The sequence below is a fragment of the Streptococcus sp. Marseille-Q5986 genome (assembly GCF_946902915.1).
Lineage (GTDB): Bacteria > Bacillota > Bacilli > Lactobacillales > Streptococcaceae > Streptococcus.
This window is the reverse complement of sequence record NZ_CAMPPY010000009.1, coordinates 1-16343: the sequence shown is the minus strand read 5'-3', so window position 1 is coordinate 16343 and position 16343 is coordinate 1. Positions and strand designations below refer to the sequence as shown.

At 43.3% G+C, this 16343-nt stretch carries 20 protein-coding genes and 1 other annotated feature; all 20 genes read left to right on the top strand.

The window, feature by feature from the left end; all coding sequences use genetic code 11:
• The first annotated feature begins 34 nt into the window (after positions 1–34).
• Positions 35–721, top strand: a complete 687-nt coding sequence (locus OVN21_RS09720) for a YoaK family protein (protein ID WP_267248254.1) — start codon at positions 35–37, stop codon at positions 719–721.
• A 64-nt stretch (positions 722–785) separates the two neighbouring features.
• Positions 786–965, top strand: a sequence feature (ribosomal protein L21 leader region).
• A 35-nt stretch (positions 966–1000) separates the two neighbouring features.
• Positions 1001–1315, top strand: a complete 315-nt coding sequence (gene rplU / locus OVN21_RS09715; RefSeq protein WP_000109141.1) for a 50S ribosomal protein L21 — start codon at positions 1001–1003, stop codon at positions 1313–1315.
• Positions 1316–1330: 15 nt separating this feature from the next.
• Complete coding sequence (locus OVN21_RS09710) at positions 1331–1675, top strand: ribosomal-processing cysteine protease Prp (protein WP_267248253.1); 345 nt, start codon at positions 1331–1333, stop codon at positions 1673–1675.
• A 16-nt stretch (positions 1676–1691) separates the two neighbouring features.
• Positions 1692–1985, top strand: coding sequence for a 50S ribosomal protein L27 (gene rpmA / locus OVN21_RS09705; protein WP_000916509.1), 294 nt, complete (start codon positions 1692–1694; stop codon positions 1983–1985).
• 228 nt (positions 1986–2213) lie between these two features.
• Positions 2214–3122, top strand: coding sequence for a LysR family transcriptional regulator (locus tag OVN21_RS09695; RefSeq protein WP_267248252.1), 909 nt, complete (start codon positions 2214–2216; stop codon positions 3120–3122).
• Positions 3119–3586, top strand: coding sequence for a signal peptidase II (gene lspA / locus OVN21_RS09690; RefSeq protein ID WP_267248251.1), 468 nt, complete (start codon positions 3119–3121; stop codon positions 3584–3586). Before OVN21_RS09695 ends, lspA begins: the two co-directional genes overlap by 4 nt.
• Positions 3570–4460: an RluA family pseudouridine synthase gene (locus OVN21_RS09685; protein ID WP_267248250.1), complete on the top strand. Its 891-nt coding sequence runs from the start codon at positions 3570–3572 to the stop codon at positions 4458–4460. Before lspA ends, OVN21_RS09685 begins: the two co-directional genes overlap by 17 nt.
• 109 nt (positions 4461–4569) lie before the next feature.
• Positions 4570–5679: a glutamate 5-kinase gene (gene proB / locus OVN21_RS09680; RefSeq protein WP_267248249.1), complete on the top strand. Its 1110-nt coding sequence runs from the start codon at positions 4570–4572 to the stop codon at positions 5677–5679.
• Between the two features lie 9 nt (positions 5680–5688).
• Positions 5689–6951 carry a glutamate-5-semialdehyde dehydrogenase gene (locus OVN21_RS09675; protein ID WP_267248248.1) on the top strand — a complete coding sequence of 421 codons (1263 nt, stop codon included), beginning with the start codon at positions 5689–5691 and terminating at the stop codon, positions 6949–6951.
• Between the two features lie 3 nt (positions 6952–6954).
• Positions 6955–7752, top strand: coding sequence for a pyrroline-5-carboxylate reductase (gene proC, locus OVN21_RS09670; protein WP_267248247.1), 798 nt, complete (start codon positions 6955–6957; stop codon positions 7750–7752).
• A 113-nt stretch (positions 7753–7865) separates the two neighbouring features.
• Complete coding sequence (tmk, locus tag OVN21_RS09665; protein ID WP_267248246.1) at positions 7866–8504, top strand: dTMP kinase; 639 nt, start codon at positions 7866–7868, stop codon at positions 8502–8504.
• On the top strand, positions 8501–9391 hold the full coding sequence (locus OVN21_RS09660; RefSeq protein ID WP_267248245.1) for a DNA polymerase III subunit delta': 891 nt from the start codon (positions 8501–8503) through the stop codon (positions 9389–9391). The genes tmk and OVN21_RS09660 overlap by 4 nt, the downstream gene beginning before the upstream one ends.
• 39 nt (positions 9392–9430) lie before the next feature.
• A complete protein-coding gene (yabA, locus tag OVN21_RS09655; RefSeq protein WP_000358228.1) occupies positions 9431–9748 on the top strand; it encodes a DNA replication initiation control protein YabA in 318 nt (105 codons plus the stop codon).
• Between the two features lie 2 nt (positions 9749–9750).
• Entirely contained in the window at positions 9751–10629 is an 879-nt protein-coding gene (rsmI, locus tag OVN21_RS09650) for a 16S rRNA (cytidine(1402)-2'-O)-methyltransferase (RefSeq protein ID WP_267248244.1), read from the top strand.
• A 186-nt stretch (positions 10630–10815) separates the two neighbouring features.
• On the top strand, positions 10816–12150 hold the full coding sequence (gene trmFO, locus OVN21_RS09645; RefSeq protein WP_267248243.1) for a methylenetetrahydrofolate--tRNA-(uracil(54)-C(5))-methyltransferase (FADH(2)-oxidizing) TrmFO: 1335 nt from the start codon (positions 10816–10818) through the stop codon (positions 12148–12150).
• Between the two features lie 83 nt (positions 12151–12233).
• Positions 12234–12971: a UMP kinase gene (gene pyrH / locus OVN21_RS09640; protein WP_267248242.1), complete on the top strand. Its 738-nt coding sequence runs from the start codon at positions 12234–12236 to the stop codon at positions 12969–12971.
• Positions 12972–12979: 8 nt separating this feature from the next.
• On the top strand, positions 12980–13537 hold the full coding sequence (gene frr, locus OVN21_RS09635) for a ribosome recycling factor (RefSeq protein WP_001262225.1): 558 nt from the start codon (positions 12980–12982) through the stop codon (positions 13535–13537).
• Between the two features lie 59 nt (positions 13538–13596).
• A complete protein-coding gene (gene cvfB / locus OVN21_RS09630; RefSeq protein WP_001095445.1) occupies positions 13597–14451 on the top strand; it encodes an RNA-binding virulence regulatory protein CvfB in 855 nt (284 codons plus the stop codon).
• 8 nt (positions 14452–14459) lie between these two features.
• Positions 14460–14675 (top strand): YozE family protein, encoded by a 216-nt coding sequence (locus OVN21_RS09625; protein ID WP_267248241.1) that lies wholly within the window; start codon positions 14460–14462, stop codon positions 14673–14675.
• 80 nt (positions 14676–14755) lie between these two features.
• Positions 14756–15742 carry a PhoH family protein gene (locus tag OVN21_RS09620; RefSeq protein ID WP_267248240.1) on the top strand — a complete coding sequence of 329 codons (987 nt, stop codon included), beginning with the start codon at positions 14756–14758 and terminating at the stop codon, positions 15740–15742.
• The last annotated feature ends 601 nt before the right edge of the window (positions 15743–16343 follow it).

Sequence of the window (16343 nt, the reverse complement as noted above, 5' to 3'; positions counted from 1 at the left end):
AAGAAAGTGGTACAATAATGAAATGGGAGGGAAAATGAGATTATTACCTATAAGAAAAATATCACGTCAGTCTAAGAGACTAGCGCTTTTTTTGACTTTTTGTGCAGGATATGTAGATGCCTATACCTTTATTGTGCGAGGAAATACTCTTGTAGCTGGACAAACGGGGAATGTCGTCTTTCTATCAGTAGAATTAATCCAAAATAATGTTTCAGATGTTAGGGACAAGATTTTCACCTTGCTAGCTTTTATGATGGGGGTCTTTTTACTAACTGTTTATAAGGAAAAATTGAGAATTGTAAAAAAACCTATTTTGTCATTGATTCCTTTGGCAATCCTATCAATAGTTATTGGATTTGTACCGCAAACTGTAGATAATATCTATCTAGTACCGCCCCTGGCCTTTTGTATGGGGTTGGTGACAACCGCTTTTGGAGAAGTATCTGGGATTGCTTATAACAATGCATTTATGACAGGAAATATCAAACGGACCATGTTAGCTTTTGGAGATTATTTCCGGACCAAGCATACGCCTTTTTTACGTGAAGGTTTCATATTTGTTAGCCTGCTTACTAGTTTTGTCCTTGGAGTGGTTTTTGCGGCCTATTTGACGATTTTCTATCAGGAAAAGACCATTCTTGGTGTTCCTATTATAATGAGCATTTTTTATCTCAGTATGCTTTTTGCTTCATGGCAGAAAAATGTAAAAGAAAAAGCTTGATTTTAGGTGTTATTACTTGTAAGAAAATAGGAGATATGCTATACTTGAAGAGTTGACTGTGCACGATCCTGTGCAACCGCACGAACATCGTTGCTCATCGTATAACAAATTTAAACTTCGTCATTGTCGCATTGACTAGCATAAGTTAAGTCTTCGGTTCAATTTCTAGTTTATTCTTTGTTATACTTAGAGCTCTTCTTTTAAGTGGTTCGTCCCACGATGCTAGGCGAGTCTTCACAAAAATTCGGGTAAACCCATAAAAATCATAGGAGGTGCATAATGAGCACATACGCAATTATCAAAACTGGCGGAAAACAAGTTAAAGTTGAAGTTGGTCAAGCAGTTTACGTTGAAAAATTGAACGTTGAAGCTGGTCAAGAAGTTACTTTTAACGAAGTTGTTCTTGTTGGTGGTGAAAACACTGTTGTCGGAACTCCACTTGTTGCTGGAGCTACTGTAGTTGGAACTGTTGAAAAACAAGGAAAACAAAAGAAAGTTGTTACTTACAAGTACAAACCTAAAAAAGGTAGCCACCGTAAACAAGGTCACCGTCAACCATATACAAAAGTTGTCATCAACGCAATCAACGCTTAATTTTAAGGAGAACACATGATACAAGCAGTCTTTGAGAGAGCCGAAGATGGCGAGCTGAGGAGTGCGGAAATTACTGGACACGCTGAGAGTGGCGAATACGGCTTAGATGTCGTGTGTGCATCGGTTTCTACGCTTGCCATTAACTTTATCAATTCCATTGAAAAATTTGCAGGCTATGAACCAATCCTAGAATTAAACGAAGATGAAGGTGGCTATCTGATGGTTGAAATACCAAAAGATCTTCCTTCACACCAGAGAGAAATGACCCAGTTATTCTTTGAATCATTTTTCTTAGGTATGGCAAACTTATCGGAGAGCTCTTCTGAGTTCGTCCAAACCAGAGTTATCACAGAAAACTAACACGGAGGAAAACATTATGTTAAAAATGACTCTTAACAACTTGCAACTTTTCGCCCACAAAAAAGGTGGAGGTTCTACATCAAACGGACGTGATTCACAAGCGAAACGTCTTGGAGCTAAAGCAGCCGATGGACAAACTGTAACAGGTGGATCAATCCTTTACCGTCAACGTGGTACACATATCTATCCAGGTGTAAACGTTGGACGTGGTGGAGACGATACTTTGTTCGCTAAAGTTGAAGGCGTAGTACGCTTTGAACGTAAAGGACGCGATAAAAAGCAAGTTTCTGTTTACCCAATCGCTAAATAAAAAGGTCCAGTGAACCTTTTTATCCCGAGCCTTGAACTGTAAAGGCGAGGAAGCTAGAACTAGCATCAAATAAGGCTTTCTGAGATTTCGGAGAGCCTATTTTTTGTTTTGATACCCATAATTCTTTGTTACTAGTGTAGATAAATTTTATGAGTGACATTATTTTTCCTAGGTGGAAAACTTCTAAAATATGGTATAATGAACAGATAGAGAAGTTGGGGATAGAAGATGAACATTCAACAGTTACGCTATGTTGTGGCTATTGCCAATAGTGGTACTTTCCGTGAAGCTGCCGAAAAGATGTATGTCAGTCAGCCGAGTCTGTCTATTTCTGTTCGTGATTTGGAAAAAGAATTGGGCTTTAAGATTTTCCGTCGGACCAGCTCAGGGACTTTCTTGACCCGTCGTGGAATGGAATTTTATGAGAAAGCGCAGGAGTTGGTCAAAGGCTTCGATGTTTTTCAAAATCAGTATGCCAATCCTGAGGAAGAAAAGGCTGAATTTTCCATTGCCAGCCAGCACTATGACTTCTTGCCACCAACCATTACAGCCTTCTCAGAACGTTATCCTGACTACAAGAACTTTCGTATTTTTGAGTCTACTACAGTTCAAATCTTAGACGAAGTGGCCCAAGGACACAGTGAAATTGGGATTATCTACCTCAACAACCAAAATAAAAAGGGCATCATGCAACGGGTTGAAAAGCTTGGTTTAGAAGTTATTGAACTAATTCCTTTTCACACTCACATCTATCTGCGTGAAGGGCATCCTTTAGCGCAGAAAGAGGAATTGGTTATGGAGGATTTAGCGGATCTGCCAACGGTTCGTTTCACTCAAGAGAAAGACGAGTACCTTTACTACTCAGAGAACTTTGTCGACACCAGCGCGAGCTCGCAGATGTTCAATGTGACCGACCGTGCTACTTTGAATGGTATTTTGGAGCGGACGGACGCCTATGCGGCAGGTTCAGGATTTTTAGATAGTGACAGTGTCAATGGCATCACAGTCATTCGTCTCAAGGATAATTTGGATAATCACATGGTCTATGTTAAACGTGAGGAAGTGGAGCTTAGTCAGGCTGGAACTCTTTTCGTAGAAGTCATGCAAGAATATTTTGATCAGAAGAGGAAATCATGAAAAAAAGAGGAATGGTGGCAGTCATTGTACTGCTTTTGATTGCGCTGGATCAGTTAGTCAAATCCTATATCGTCCAGCAGATTCCACTGGGTGAAGTTCGTTCGTGGATACCCAATCTCGTTAGCCTAACCTACCTGCAAAATCGAGGGGCTGCCTTTTCGATGCTACAAGACCAGCAGTGGTTATTTGCTGTCATTACACTGGTCGTTATGGTAGGTGCCATTTGGTATCTACATAAGCACATGGAGGACTCTCTCTGGCTGGTCTTTGGACTGACCTTGATAATCGCGGGAGGTCTTGGCAACTTTATTGACAGAATGAGTCAAGGTTTTGTGGTGGATATGTTTCACCTAGACTTTATCAACTTTGCAATTTTCAATGTTGCTGATAGCTATTTAACAGTTGGTGTCATTGTTCTATTGATTGCAATGCTTAAAGAGGAAGTAAATGGAAATAAAAATTGAAACTGGTGGGCAACGTTTAGACAAGGCCCTGTCGGATCTTACAGAATTGTCGCGCAGTCTCGCTAATGAACAAATCAAGGCTGGACAAGTCTTGGTTAATGGGCAAGCCAAGAAAGCAAAATACACTGTCCAAGAGGGGGATATCGTCTCCTACCATGTGCCAGAACCAGAGGTTTTAGAGTATGAGGCTGAGAATCTACCACTCGAAATCATCTATCAAGATGAGGATGTAGCTGTTGTCAACAAACCTCAAGGGATGGTTGTGCATCCGAGTGCTGGTCATACTTGTGGAACTCTGGTAAATGCCCTTATGTATCATATTAAGGACTTGTCGGGTATTAATGGGGTTCTGCGTCCAGGAATTGTTCACCGTATTGATAAGGATACATCAGGCCTTCTCATGATTGCTAAAAACGATGAGGCGCATCTAGCACTTGCCCAAGAACTCAAGGATAAAAAGTCTCTTCGCAAATATTGGGCGATTGTTCATGGAAATTTGCCCAATGATCGGGGTGTAATTGAAGCACCGATTGGCCGTAGTGAAAAAGACCGTAAGAAACAGGCTGTGACTGCCAAAGGTAAGCCTGCAGTGACCCGTTTTCACGTCTTGGAACGTTTTGGTGATTACAGCTTAGTAGAGTTGCAACTGGAGACAGGTCGCACTCACCAGATTCGTGTCCACATGGCTTATATCGGCCATCCAGTCGCTGGTGATGAAGTCTATGGTCCACGTAAGACCCTGAAAGGGCATGGACAATTTCTTCATGCCAAGACTTTAGGTTTTACGCATCCGAGAACGGGTGAGACCTTGGAATTTACAGCAGATATACCAGAGATTTTTAAGGAAACATTGGAGAGATTGAGAAAGAATTAGATTTGATAAAAGGTTGAGATAGCTTGTCTCGACCTTTTTCCTATCAACTCTTTTCTATTTCCTGCTATTCATGTTATAATGGATAAATATGAAGAATCGGAGTGAGACTATGAAATACAAACGGATTGTCTTTAAGGTGGGGACTTCTTCTCTGACAAATGAGGATGGAAGTTTATCACGTAGTAAGGTAAAGGCTATTACTCAACAGTTGGCTATGTTACACGAGGCGGGTCATGAGTTGATTTTGGTGTCGTCGGGAGCCATTGCGGCTGGTTTTGGAGCCTTAGGATTTAAAAAGCGTCCGACTAAGATTGCTGATAAACAGGCTTCAGCAGCGGTAGGGCAGGGGCTTTTGTTGGAAGAATACACGACCAATCTTCTCTTGCGCCAAATCGTTTCTGCACAAATCTTGCTGACCCAGGATGACTTTGTGGATAAGCGCCGTTATAAAAATGCCCATCAGGCTTTATCAGTTTTACTTAGCCGTGGCGCGATTCCTATCATCAATGAGAATGATAGTGTTGTTATTGATGAGCTCAAGGTTGGGGACAATGATACTCTGAGTGCGCAGGTAGCGGCCATGGTCCAAGCAGACCTTTTGGTCCTCTTGACAGATGTAGACGGTCTCTATACAGGAAATCCTAATTCAGATCCAAGAGCCAAACGCTTGGAGAAAATTGAGAGCATCAATCGTGAGATTATTGATATGGCCGGTGGAGCAGGTTCGTCTAATGGTACAGGTGGCATGTTAACCAAAATCAAAGCTGCAACTATCGCGACAGAATCAGGAGTTCCTGTTTATATCTGCTCATCCTTGAAGGCAGATGCCATGATTGAGGCGGCAAATGAAACTAAGAATGGTTCTTACTTTGTTGCTCAAGAGAAGGGGCTTCGTACCCAGAAACAATGGCTGGCCTTTTATGCTCAGAGCCAAGGTTCTATTTGGGTTGATAAAGGGGCTGCGGAAGCTCTCTCTCAACATGGAAAGAGTCTTCTCTTATCTGGTATTGTTGAAGCAGAAGGAGCCTTTTCTTACGGTGATATTGTGACAGTATTTGACAAGGAAAGTGGAAAATCACTTGGAAAAGGACGCGTGCAATTTGGAGCATCTGCTTTGGAGGATATGTTGCGTTCTCAAAAAGCCAAGGGTGTCTTGATTCACCGTGATGACTGGATTTCCATTACTCCTGAAATCCAACTACTCTTTACAGAATTTTAGAGGTAAACTATGGTAAGTACACAAGAACAATTTGAACAGGTACAGGCTGTTAAAAAATCGATCAACACAGCTAGTGAAGAGATGAAAAACCAAGCCTTGTTAGCCATGGCTGATCACTTAGTGGCTGCTACTGAGGAGATTTTAGTGGCCAATGCCCTCGATATGGAAGCGGCCAAGGGTAAAATCTCAGATGTGATGCTGGATCGTCTTTATTTGGATGCAGGGCGTATAGAAGCGATGGCAACTGGGATTCGTGAAGTGGTTGCCTTACCAGATCCAATCGGTGAAGTTTTAGAAACCAATCATCTTGAAAATGGTTTGGTTATCACCAAAAAACGTGTGGCCATGGGTGTTATCGGTATTATCTATGAAAGCCGTCCAAATGTGACGTCTGATGCGGCTGCTTTGGCTCTCAAGAGTGGAAATGCGGTTGTTCTTCGTAGTGGGAAGGATGCCTATCAAACTGCCCATGCTATTGTTAAAGCTTTGAAAAAGGGCTTGGAGACAACGACTATTCATCCAGATGTGATTCAACTGGTGGAAGATACCAGCCGTGAAAGTAGCTATGCTATGATGAAAGCCAAGGGCTATCTAGACCTTCTCATTCCTCGTGGAGGAGCTGGTTTGATCAATGCCGTGGTTGAAAATGCTATTGTACCCGTTATCGAGACAGGAACTGGGATTGTCCATGTTTATGTGGATAAGGACGCAGACGACGACAAGGCTCTGTCTATCATCAACAATGCCAAAACTAGTCGTCCTTCTGTATGTAATGCCATGGAGGTTCTGCTGGTTCATGAAGACAAGGTAGCAAGCTTCCTTCCCCGCTTGGAGCACGTGCTGGTTGCAGAGCGTAAAGAAGCTGGGCTTGAACCAATTCAATTCCGCTTGGATAGCCAAGCAAGTCAGTTTGTTTCAGGCCAAGCAGCTGAAGCACAAGACTTTGATACCGAGTTTTTAGACTATGTCCTAGCTGTTAAGGTTGTGAGCAGTTTAGAAGAAGCGGTTGCCCATATTGAAACCCACAGTACCCATCATTCGGATGCCATTGTGACGGAAAATGCTGAAGCTGCAGCTTACTTTACAGATCAAGTGGACTCTGCAGCGGTTTATGTCAATGCCTCAACTCGTTTCACCGATGGGGGACAATTTGGTCTTGGCTGTGAGATGGGGATTTCTACTCAGAAACTGCACGCGCGTGGGCCAATGGGATTAAAAGAGTTGACCAGCTACAAGTATGTGGTTACTGGTGACGGACAGATAAGGGAGTAAGAGATGAAGATTGGATTTATCGGTTTGGGGAATATGGGAGCTAGTTTGGCTAAGGCTGTCTCGCAGGCCAAGACGTGTGATGACATTCTTCTTGCCAATCGTAGTCAAGCCAAGGTGGATGCTTTTATTGACGACTTCAGTGGTCAGGCTTCCAGCAATGAAGAAATTTTCGCAGAAGCAGATGTGATTTTTCTAGGTGTTAAGCCAGCTCAGTTTTCTGAACTGCTTTCTCAATATCAGACCATCCTTGAAAAAAGAGAGAGTCTTCTTTTGATTTCCATGGCAGCTGGATTGACCTTAGAAAAACTGGCTAGTCTTCTTCCAAGTCAACACCGAATTATTCGTATGATGCCCAATACCCCTGCTTCTATCGGTCAAGGAGTGATTAGTTATGCCTTGTCTCCTAATTGCAGGGTTGAGGACAGTGAGCTCTTTTGTCAGCTTTTAGCCAAGGCTGGTCTCTTGGTTGAACTAGGAGAAGGCTTAATCGACGCGGCGACAGGTCTTGCAGGTTGTGGACCTGCCTTTGTCTATCTCTTTATTGAGGCCTTGGCAGATGCGGGTGTTCAGACGGGATTACCACGAGAAACAGCCTTGAAAATGGCAGCCCAAACTGTGGTAGGAGCTGGGCAATTGGTCCTTGAAAGCCAGCAACATCCTGGAGTTTTGAAAGACCAAGTATGTAGCCCAGGCGGTTCGACTATCGCTGGAGTAGCAAGCCTAGAAACGCATGCTTTTCGAGGGACAGTCATGGAGGCAGTTCAGCAAGCCTATAAACGAACACAAGAACTAGGTAAATAAGAGGTGGCTTTGACTGCCTCTTTTATGGTGGTTGAAATGAGAAGACAAAAAGATTGTCACAAACCTCCATTTTTTTGATAGAATAGAAGTAGTAAAAAAGAAATGAGTTAGACATGTCAAAAGGATTTTTAGTCTCTCTTGAGGGACCAGAGGGAGCAGGCAAGACCAGTGTTTTAGAGGATCTGCTCCCAATTTTAGAGGAAAAAGGGGTAGAGGTGCTGACGACCCGTGAACCTGGCGGAGTCTTGATTGGGGAGAAGATTCGGGAAGTGATTTTAGACCCAAGTCATACTCAGATGGATGCGAAGACAGAACTCCTTCTCTATATCGCCAGTCGCAGACAGCACTTGGTGGAAAAAGTTCTCCCTGCCCTTGAAGATGGTAAGTTGGTCATTATGGACCGCTTCATCGATAGTTCCGTTGCCTATCAGGGATTTGGTCGTGGCTTGGATATTGACGCCATTGACTGGCTCAATCACTTTGCGACAGATGGTCTTAAACCTGATTTGACACTCTATTTTGACATCGAGGTGGAAGAAGGACTGGCTCGCATTGCTGCTAATAGCAATCGCGAGGTCAATCGTTTGGACTTGGAAGGGTTGGACTTGCACAAAAAAGTCCGTCAAGGCTATCTTTCTCTTCTGGAAAAAGAGGGAAATCGCATTGTCAAGATTGATGCGAGTCTCCCCTTGGACCAAGTTGTGGAAATTACCAAGGCTGTCTTGTTTGACAGAATGGGCTTGGCCAAATGAAACAAGATCAACTAAAGGCTTGGCAACCAGCCCAGTTTGAGCGCTTTGTCCGTATCCTAGAACAAGACCAGCTCAATCACACCTATCTCTTTTCAGGTTTTTTTGGAAGCTTGGAAATGGCTCAATTTCTAGCTAAGAGCCTCTTTTGTAGAGATAAGGTTGGCGTGTTGCCATGTGAAAACTGCCGAAATTGTAAGCTGATTGAACAGGGAGAGTTTCCCGATGTTACTTTGATTAAGCCAGTTAATCAGGTCATTAAGACAGAACGGATTCGGGAATTGGTGGGGCAGTTTTCTCAAGCAGGGATTGAAAACCAACAACAGGTTTTTATTATCGAGCAAGCTGAGAAGATGCATCCCAACGCAGCTAATTCTCTGCTCAAGGTCATCGAAGAACCCCAGAGTGAGGTGTATATTTTCTTCTTGACCAGCGATGAGGAAAAGATTTTACCGACCATCCGAAGTCGGACCCAGATTTTCTACTTTAAAAAACAAGAAGAAAAGCTCATCTTGATCTTAGAACAAATGGGGATGGTTAAGAAAAAAGCGACTCTCCTAGCTCAGTTTAGTCAATCGCGCGCTGAAGCAGAGAAGTTGGCAAATCAGGCAAGTTTTTGGACCTTGGTCGCTGAAAGTGAACGCCTACTGACTCGGTTAGTAGCTAAGAAAAAAGAAAGTTATTTGCAAGTTGCCAAATTAGCTAGCTTGGCAGATGACAAGGAAAAACAAGATCAGATTTTACGGATTCTTGAAGTCCGCTGTGGGCAGGACCTTCTGCAAGCAAGAGTGCGGATGATTCTACAAGATTTACTAGAAGCTAGAAAAATGTGGCAAGCTAATGTCAGCTTTCAAAATGCCATGGAATATCTGGTCTTGAAAGAAATATAAACTAAAAAATGAACAATAAAGAAAGGAAAGGGCTGTTTTATGGACAAAAAAGAATTATTTGACGCGCTGGACGATTTTTCCCAACAGTTATTGGTGACCTTGGCCGATGTGGAAGCCATCAAGAAGAATCTCAAGAGCCTAGTAGAAGAAAATACAGCTCTTCGCTTGGAAAATAGTAAGTTGCGGGAACGCTTAGGTGAGGTGGAAGCAGATGCCCCCGTCAAGGCCAAGCATGTTCGCGAAAGTGTTCGTCGCATTTACCGTGATGGATTTCACGTTTGTAATGATTTTTATGGACAACGTCGAGAGCAGGATGAGGAATGTATGTTCTGTGACGAGTTGTTATACAGGGAGTAGGCATGCAGATTCAAAAAAGTTTTAAGGGGCAGTCTCCCTATGGCAAGCTGTACCTAGTGGCAACACCGATTGGAAATCTAGATGATATGACCTTTCGCGCCATCCAGACCTTGAAAGAAGTGGATTGGATTGCTGCTGAGGATACGCGCAATACAGGGCTTTTGCTCAAACATTTTGATATTTCTACCAAGCAGATTAGTTTTCATGAGCACAATGCCAAGGAAAAAATTCCTGATTTGATTGGTTTTCTGAAGGCGGGACAAAGTATCGCTCAGGTCTCTGATGCGGGTCTGCCTAGCATCTCGGACCCTGGTCATGATTTAGTCAAGGCAGCCATCGAGGAAGAGATTGCAGTTGTCACAGTTCCGGGTGCCTCTGCAGGGATTTCTGCCTTGATTGCCAGTGGTTTAGCGCCACAGCCACATATCTTTTACGGTTTCTTACCGAGAAAATCAGGCCAGCAAAAGCAATTTTTCGACTCAAAAAAAGGCTATCCTGAAACTCAGATTTTCTATGAATCGCCCCATCGTGTGGTAGATACGTTAGAAAATATGCTAGAAGTCTACGGTGACCGCTCGGTCGTCTTGGTCAGGGAATTGACCAAAATCTATGAAGAATATCAAAGAGGTACCATTTCTGAGTTATTGGAAAGCATTGCTGAAACGTCTCTCAAGGGTGAATGCCTTTTCATTGTTGAAGGTGCCAGTCAGGATGTGGAGGAAAAAGCCGAGGAGGACTTGTTCTTAGAAATCCAAGCCCGTATCCAGCAAGGAATGAAGAAAAACCAAGCTATCAAGGAAGTCGCTAAGATTTACCAGTGGAATAAAAGCCAGCTATACGCTGCCTACCATGACTGGGAAGAAAATCAAGAAAATGACTAAACAGGGAAGTTTGCCTTCTTCCCTTTTTTTGTTATACTAGTAGAAGAAAAAATTAGAAAGATTTGTGGGAGTGAAAAAGTCTGGGGGACTTTTTCAGCCTGAGCCAAGAAATTCGAAAGCTCTTAAGTCCGATTGGCTTTTTCAATGTGAAATTTGTTTTCACACTCCCAAAGAGGTATTAGTGTCGTGTCTCAATCTTATATCAATGTTATCGGTGCTGGTTTGGCAGGTTCTGAAGCAGCCTACCAAATCGCAGAGCGTGGTATTCCAGTTAAACTTTATGAAATGCGTGGTGTCAAGTCAACACCCCAGCACAAAACAGACAATTTTGCTGAGTTGGTTTGTTCCAATTCTCTTCGTGGGGATGCTTTGACAAATGCAGTGGGTCTCCTCAAGGAAGAAATGCGTCGCTTGGGTTCTGTTATCTTGGAATCTGCTGAAGCTACACGTGTTCCCGCTGGAGGAGCCCTTGCGGTTGACCGCGATGGTTTCTCCCAAATGGTAACCGAAAAAGTTGCCAACCACCCCTTAATCGAAGTAGTGCGTGATGAGATTACAGAATTACCAACAGATGTTATTACAGTTGTGGCGACTGGTCCTTTGACTAGTGATGCTTTGGCTGAAAAGATTCACGCCCTTAATGACGGCGATGGATTCTATTTCTATGATGCGGCAGCGCCTATTATCGACGTCAACACTATCGATATGAGTAAGGTTTATCTCAAATCTCGTTATGATAAGGGAGAAGCGGCCTACCTCAATGCCCCTATGACCAAGCAAGAGTTTATGGATTTCCATGAAGCCTTGGTCAATGCGGAAGAAGCACCGCTCAATTCTTTTGAAAAAGAAAAGTACTTTGAAGGATGTATGCCAATCGAAGTCATGGCCAAACGAGGTATTAAAACCATGCTTTATGGCCCTATGAAACCAGTCGGTCTTGAGTATCCAGACGACTACACAGGACCTCGTGATGGCGATTTCAAAACACCTTATGCGGTGGTTCAGCTTCGTCAGGACAATGCAGCTGGTAGTCTCTATAATATTGTTGGTTTCCAAACCCACCTCAAATGGGGAGAACAAAAGCGTGTCTTCCAAATGATTCCAGGTCTTGAAAATGCGGAGTTTGTTCGCTATGGTGTCATGCACCGCAATTCTTACATGGATTCACCAAATCTTCTTGAGCAAACCTATCGTTCCAAGAAACAGCCAAACCTCTTCTTTGCTGGTCAAATGACGGGTGTGGAAGGCTATGTTGAGTCCGCAGCGTCAGGCTTGGTTGCGGGAGTTAACGCGGTTCGTCTCTTCAAGGGAGAAAGCGAGGCTATTTTCCCAGAAACAACAGCGATTGGAAGCTTAGCTCATTACATCACCCATGCGGACAGCAAACATTTCCAACCAATGAATGTCAATTTTGGAATCATCAAGGAGTTGGAAGGCGAGCGTATTCGTGATAAGAAGGCTCGTTATGAAAAAATTGCAGAGCGTGCTCTTGGCGACTTAGAGGAATTTTTAACGGTCTAATTTTTTTGAAAGAATTGCTCATGATACTATAAAAATCTTAGAAATTGTGATAAAATAGGTAGGATAAAAAAAGGAGAGTGAAAATGGCGAATCCCAAGTACAAACGTATTTTAATCAAGTTATCAGGTGAAGCCCTTGCCGGTGAACGAGGCGTAGGGATTGATATCCAAACAGTTCAAACAATCGCAAAAGAGATTCAAGAAGTTCATAGCTTAGGTATCGAAATTGCCCTTGTTATCGGTGGAGGAAATCTCTGGCGTGGAGAACCTGCTGCAGAAGCAGGAATGGACCGTGTTCAGGCAGATTACACTGGAATGCTTGGGACCGTTATGAATGCTCTTGTGATGGCAGATTCATTGCAACAAGTTGGTGTCGATACGCGAGTGCAAACAGCCATTGCTATGCAACAAGTGGCAGAACCTTACGTCCGTGGACGTGCCCTTCGTCATCTTGAAAAAGGCCGTATCGTTATCTTTGGTGCCGGAATTGGTTCACCTTACTTCTCAACAGATACAACAGCGGCTCTTCGTGCGGCTGAAATCGAAGCGGATGCCATCCTTATGGCTAAAAATGGCGTAGACGGTGTTTACAATGCCGATCCTAAGAAAGACAAGACAGCCGTTAAGTTGGAAGAATTGACCCACCGTGATGTTATCAACAAAGGTCTTCGTATCATGGACTCAACTGCTTCAACCCTCTCAATGGATAACGACATTGACTTGGTTGTCTTCAACATGAACCAACCAGGCAACATTAAACGTGTCGTATTTGGTGAAAATATCGGAACAACAGTTTCAAATAATATCGAAGAAAAGGAATAAGAAAGATTATGGCTAACGCAATTATTGAAAAAGCTAAAGAGAGAATGACCCAGTCTCACCAATCACTTGCTCGTGAATTTGGTGGTATCCGTGCCGGTCGTGCCAATGCAAGCTTGCTTGACCGTGTACATGTAGAATACTATGGAGTAGAAACTCCTCTTAACCAAATCGCTTCAATTACGATTCCAGAAGCACGTGTTTTGTTGGTAACACCATTTGACAAGTCTTCATTGAAAGACATCGAACGTGCCTTGAACGCTTCTGATCTTGGTATCACACCAGCTAACGACGGTTCTGTTATTCGTTTGGTTATCCCAGCTCTTACAGAAGAAACTCGTCGTGACCTTGCTAAAGAAGTGAAGAAGGTCGGTGAGAATGCTAAAGTGGCTGTCCGCAATATCCGTCGCGATGCTATGGACGAAGCTAAGAAACAAGAAAAAGCAAAAGAAATCACTGAAGACGAATTGAAGACTCTTGAAAAAGATATTCAAAAAGTAACAGATGATGCTGTCAAACACATCGACGACATGACTGCCAACAAAGAGAAAGAACTTTTGGAAGTCTAAAAATAAACAGAAAAACTCAGTTGGCATTGCTGGCTGAGTTTTATTCGAAAGAAGGAAATATGAATACAAATCTTGCAAGTTTTATCGTTGGACTGATCATCGATGAAAACGACCGTTTTTACTTTGTGCAAAAGGATGGTCAAACCTATGCTCTTGCTAAGGAAGAAGGTCAACATACAGTAGGGGATACGGTCAAAGGTTTTGCCTACACGGATATGAAGCAAAAACTCCGATTGACAACTCTAGAAGTGACTGCCACTCAGGACCAATTTGGATGGGGTCGTGTCACAGAAGTACGCAAGGACTTGGGTGTCTTTGTGGATACAGGCCTACCTGACAAGGAAATCGTAGTGTCACTCGATATCCTTCCAGAGCTCAAGGAACTCTGGCCTAAGAAGGGCGACCAACTCTACATCCGTCTTGAGGTGGACAAGAAAGACCGTATCTGGGGCCTCTTGGCTTATCAAGAAGACTTCCAACGTTTGGCTCGTCCTGCCTACAACAACATGCAGAACCAAAACTGGCCAGCCATTGTTTACCGCCTCAAGCTGTCAGGAACCTTTGTTTACCTACCAGAAAATAACATGCTTGGCTTTATCCACCCAAGTGAGCGTTACGCAGAGCCACGTTTGGGTCAAGTTTTAGATGCGCGCGTTATTGGGTTCCGTGAAGTGGATCGCACTCTGAACCTCTCCCTCAAACCACGCTCCTTTGAAATGTTGGAAAACGATGCTCAGATGATTTTGACTTATTTGGAAAGCAATGGCGGTTTCATGACCTTAAATGACAAGTCATCTCCAGACGACATCAAGGCAACCTTTGGTATTTCTAAAGGTCAGTTCAAGAAAGCACTCGGGGGCTTGATGAAGGCTGGCAAAATCAAACAAGACCAGTTTGGGACTGAGTTGATCTAGGGTGACATATGAGAAAATCATTTTACACTTGGCTCATGACCGAGCGCAATCCTAAAAGTAACAGTCCCAAAGCTATCTTGGCAGACCTCTCTTTTGAGGAGTCAGCCTTCCCAAAACACACGGATGATTTTGATGAGGTGAGTCGCTTTTTGGAGGAGCATGCTAGTTTCTCTTTCAACCTAGGAGACTTTGACGCCATCTGGCAAGAATACTTAGAACACTAGAGACAATGAGATGAGGCTAGTATTTTATTGTTCTCTTTGCTATAATAAAAAGAAATAAACGGATTAGAGAGGTTCTTTATTTGAAGGAACATTCAATAGACATTCAACTGAGTCATCCTGATGACCTGTTTCATCTTTTTGGTTCCAATGAGCGCCATCTTCGTTTGATGGAAGAAGAGCTTGATGTTGTCATTCATGCTCGTACGGAGATTGTCCAGGTTTTGGGAGAAGAGTCTGCTTGCGAGGAAGCTCGTCAGGTTATCCAATCTTTGATGGTCTTGGTGAACCGTGGGATGACGGTTGGTACGCCAGATGTGGTGACTGCGATTAGTATGGTCAAAAACGATGAAATTGATAAGTTTGTCGCCCTTTACGAAGAAGAAATTATCAAGGACAATACAGGGAAGCCTATTCGTGTCAAAACCTTGGGTCAAAAGCTTTATGTGGACAGTGTCAAACAGCATGATGTGACCTTTGGAATTGGGCCTGCAGGGACAGGGAAGACCTTTCTTGCAGTGACCTTGGCAGTGACTGCCCTTAAACGTGGGCAAGTCAAGCGGATTATCCTGACTCGTCCAGCAGTGGAGGCAGGAGAGAGTCTAGGTTTTCTTCCGGGTGATCTCAAGGAGAAGGTGGATCCTTATCTTCGACCAGTTTATGATGCCTTGTATCAGATTCTCGGCAAAGACCAAACGACTCGTCTTATGGAGCGTGAGATTATCGAAATTGCGCCCCTTGCTTACATGCGTGGTCGGACCTTGGACGATGCTTTTGTCATTCTCGATGAGGCACAAAATACGACCATCATGCAGATGAAGATGTTCCTGACTCGTTTAGGATTTAATTCGAAGATGATTGTCAATGGAGATATCAGTCAGATTGACCTGCCGCGTAATGTCAAGTCCGGTTTGATTGATGCCCAAGAAAAGCTCAAGAACATTCACCAAATCGACTTTGTTCATTTTTCAGCCAAGGATGTGGTTCGCCACCCAGTTGTCGCTCAAATTATCCGAGCTTATGAACCAGCTCCAGTTAAAAATGAAGAAAAGAAGGAAGAGACAGAATAGCAAAAAAAGCAGTTCAGATGTGAACTGCTCTTTTTTTACGTACGACGGGCATGTCGTGCATCTGAGGTGTAAGTCCTCCGTGGGCACCCGCTACCGGTGAAACCAATAGCGATTCCCAAGCCTGACTATCGTGAGGTAGCGGATTAAAACGGTCTGGGGATAGACCGTTTTAAGTCTGACGCTGGAAATAAGAATCGTCAGAGGAAGGGATAGCGAAATCGTGGCTCTACGAACAGGAACGTGATAGTAAGGCGTATATAGCGGATAAGGGGGCTTCAAACTCTAAAGTCCAAAAAGGTAGTCGTAACCTATATACGTAAATCACGAGAGTAATTGAATTCGGACTAAGGTTTGTGTGAAAAAGATAAATCTTCCTAGAGTCTAAAGACTCTGCGTCAGATTTCCTATTTTCACTGTAACCTTTTAATGTCCTCATATCTTGTATAAACGAGGAAAAATGTACGACTTATCCCGTGAGGTCTCATGAGCGCTTGCGTACTCGCCTACGAGTGATTATTTAGAAGCAATGGAAGAAGAAATCTAGACGATTGTGGGGATTGCTTAAGTTAGGAGTTCCTAAATGGATAGCAGATAAGGTATC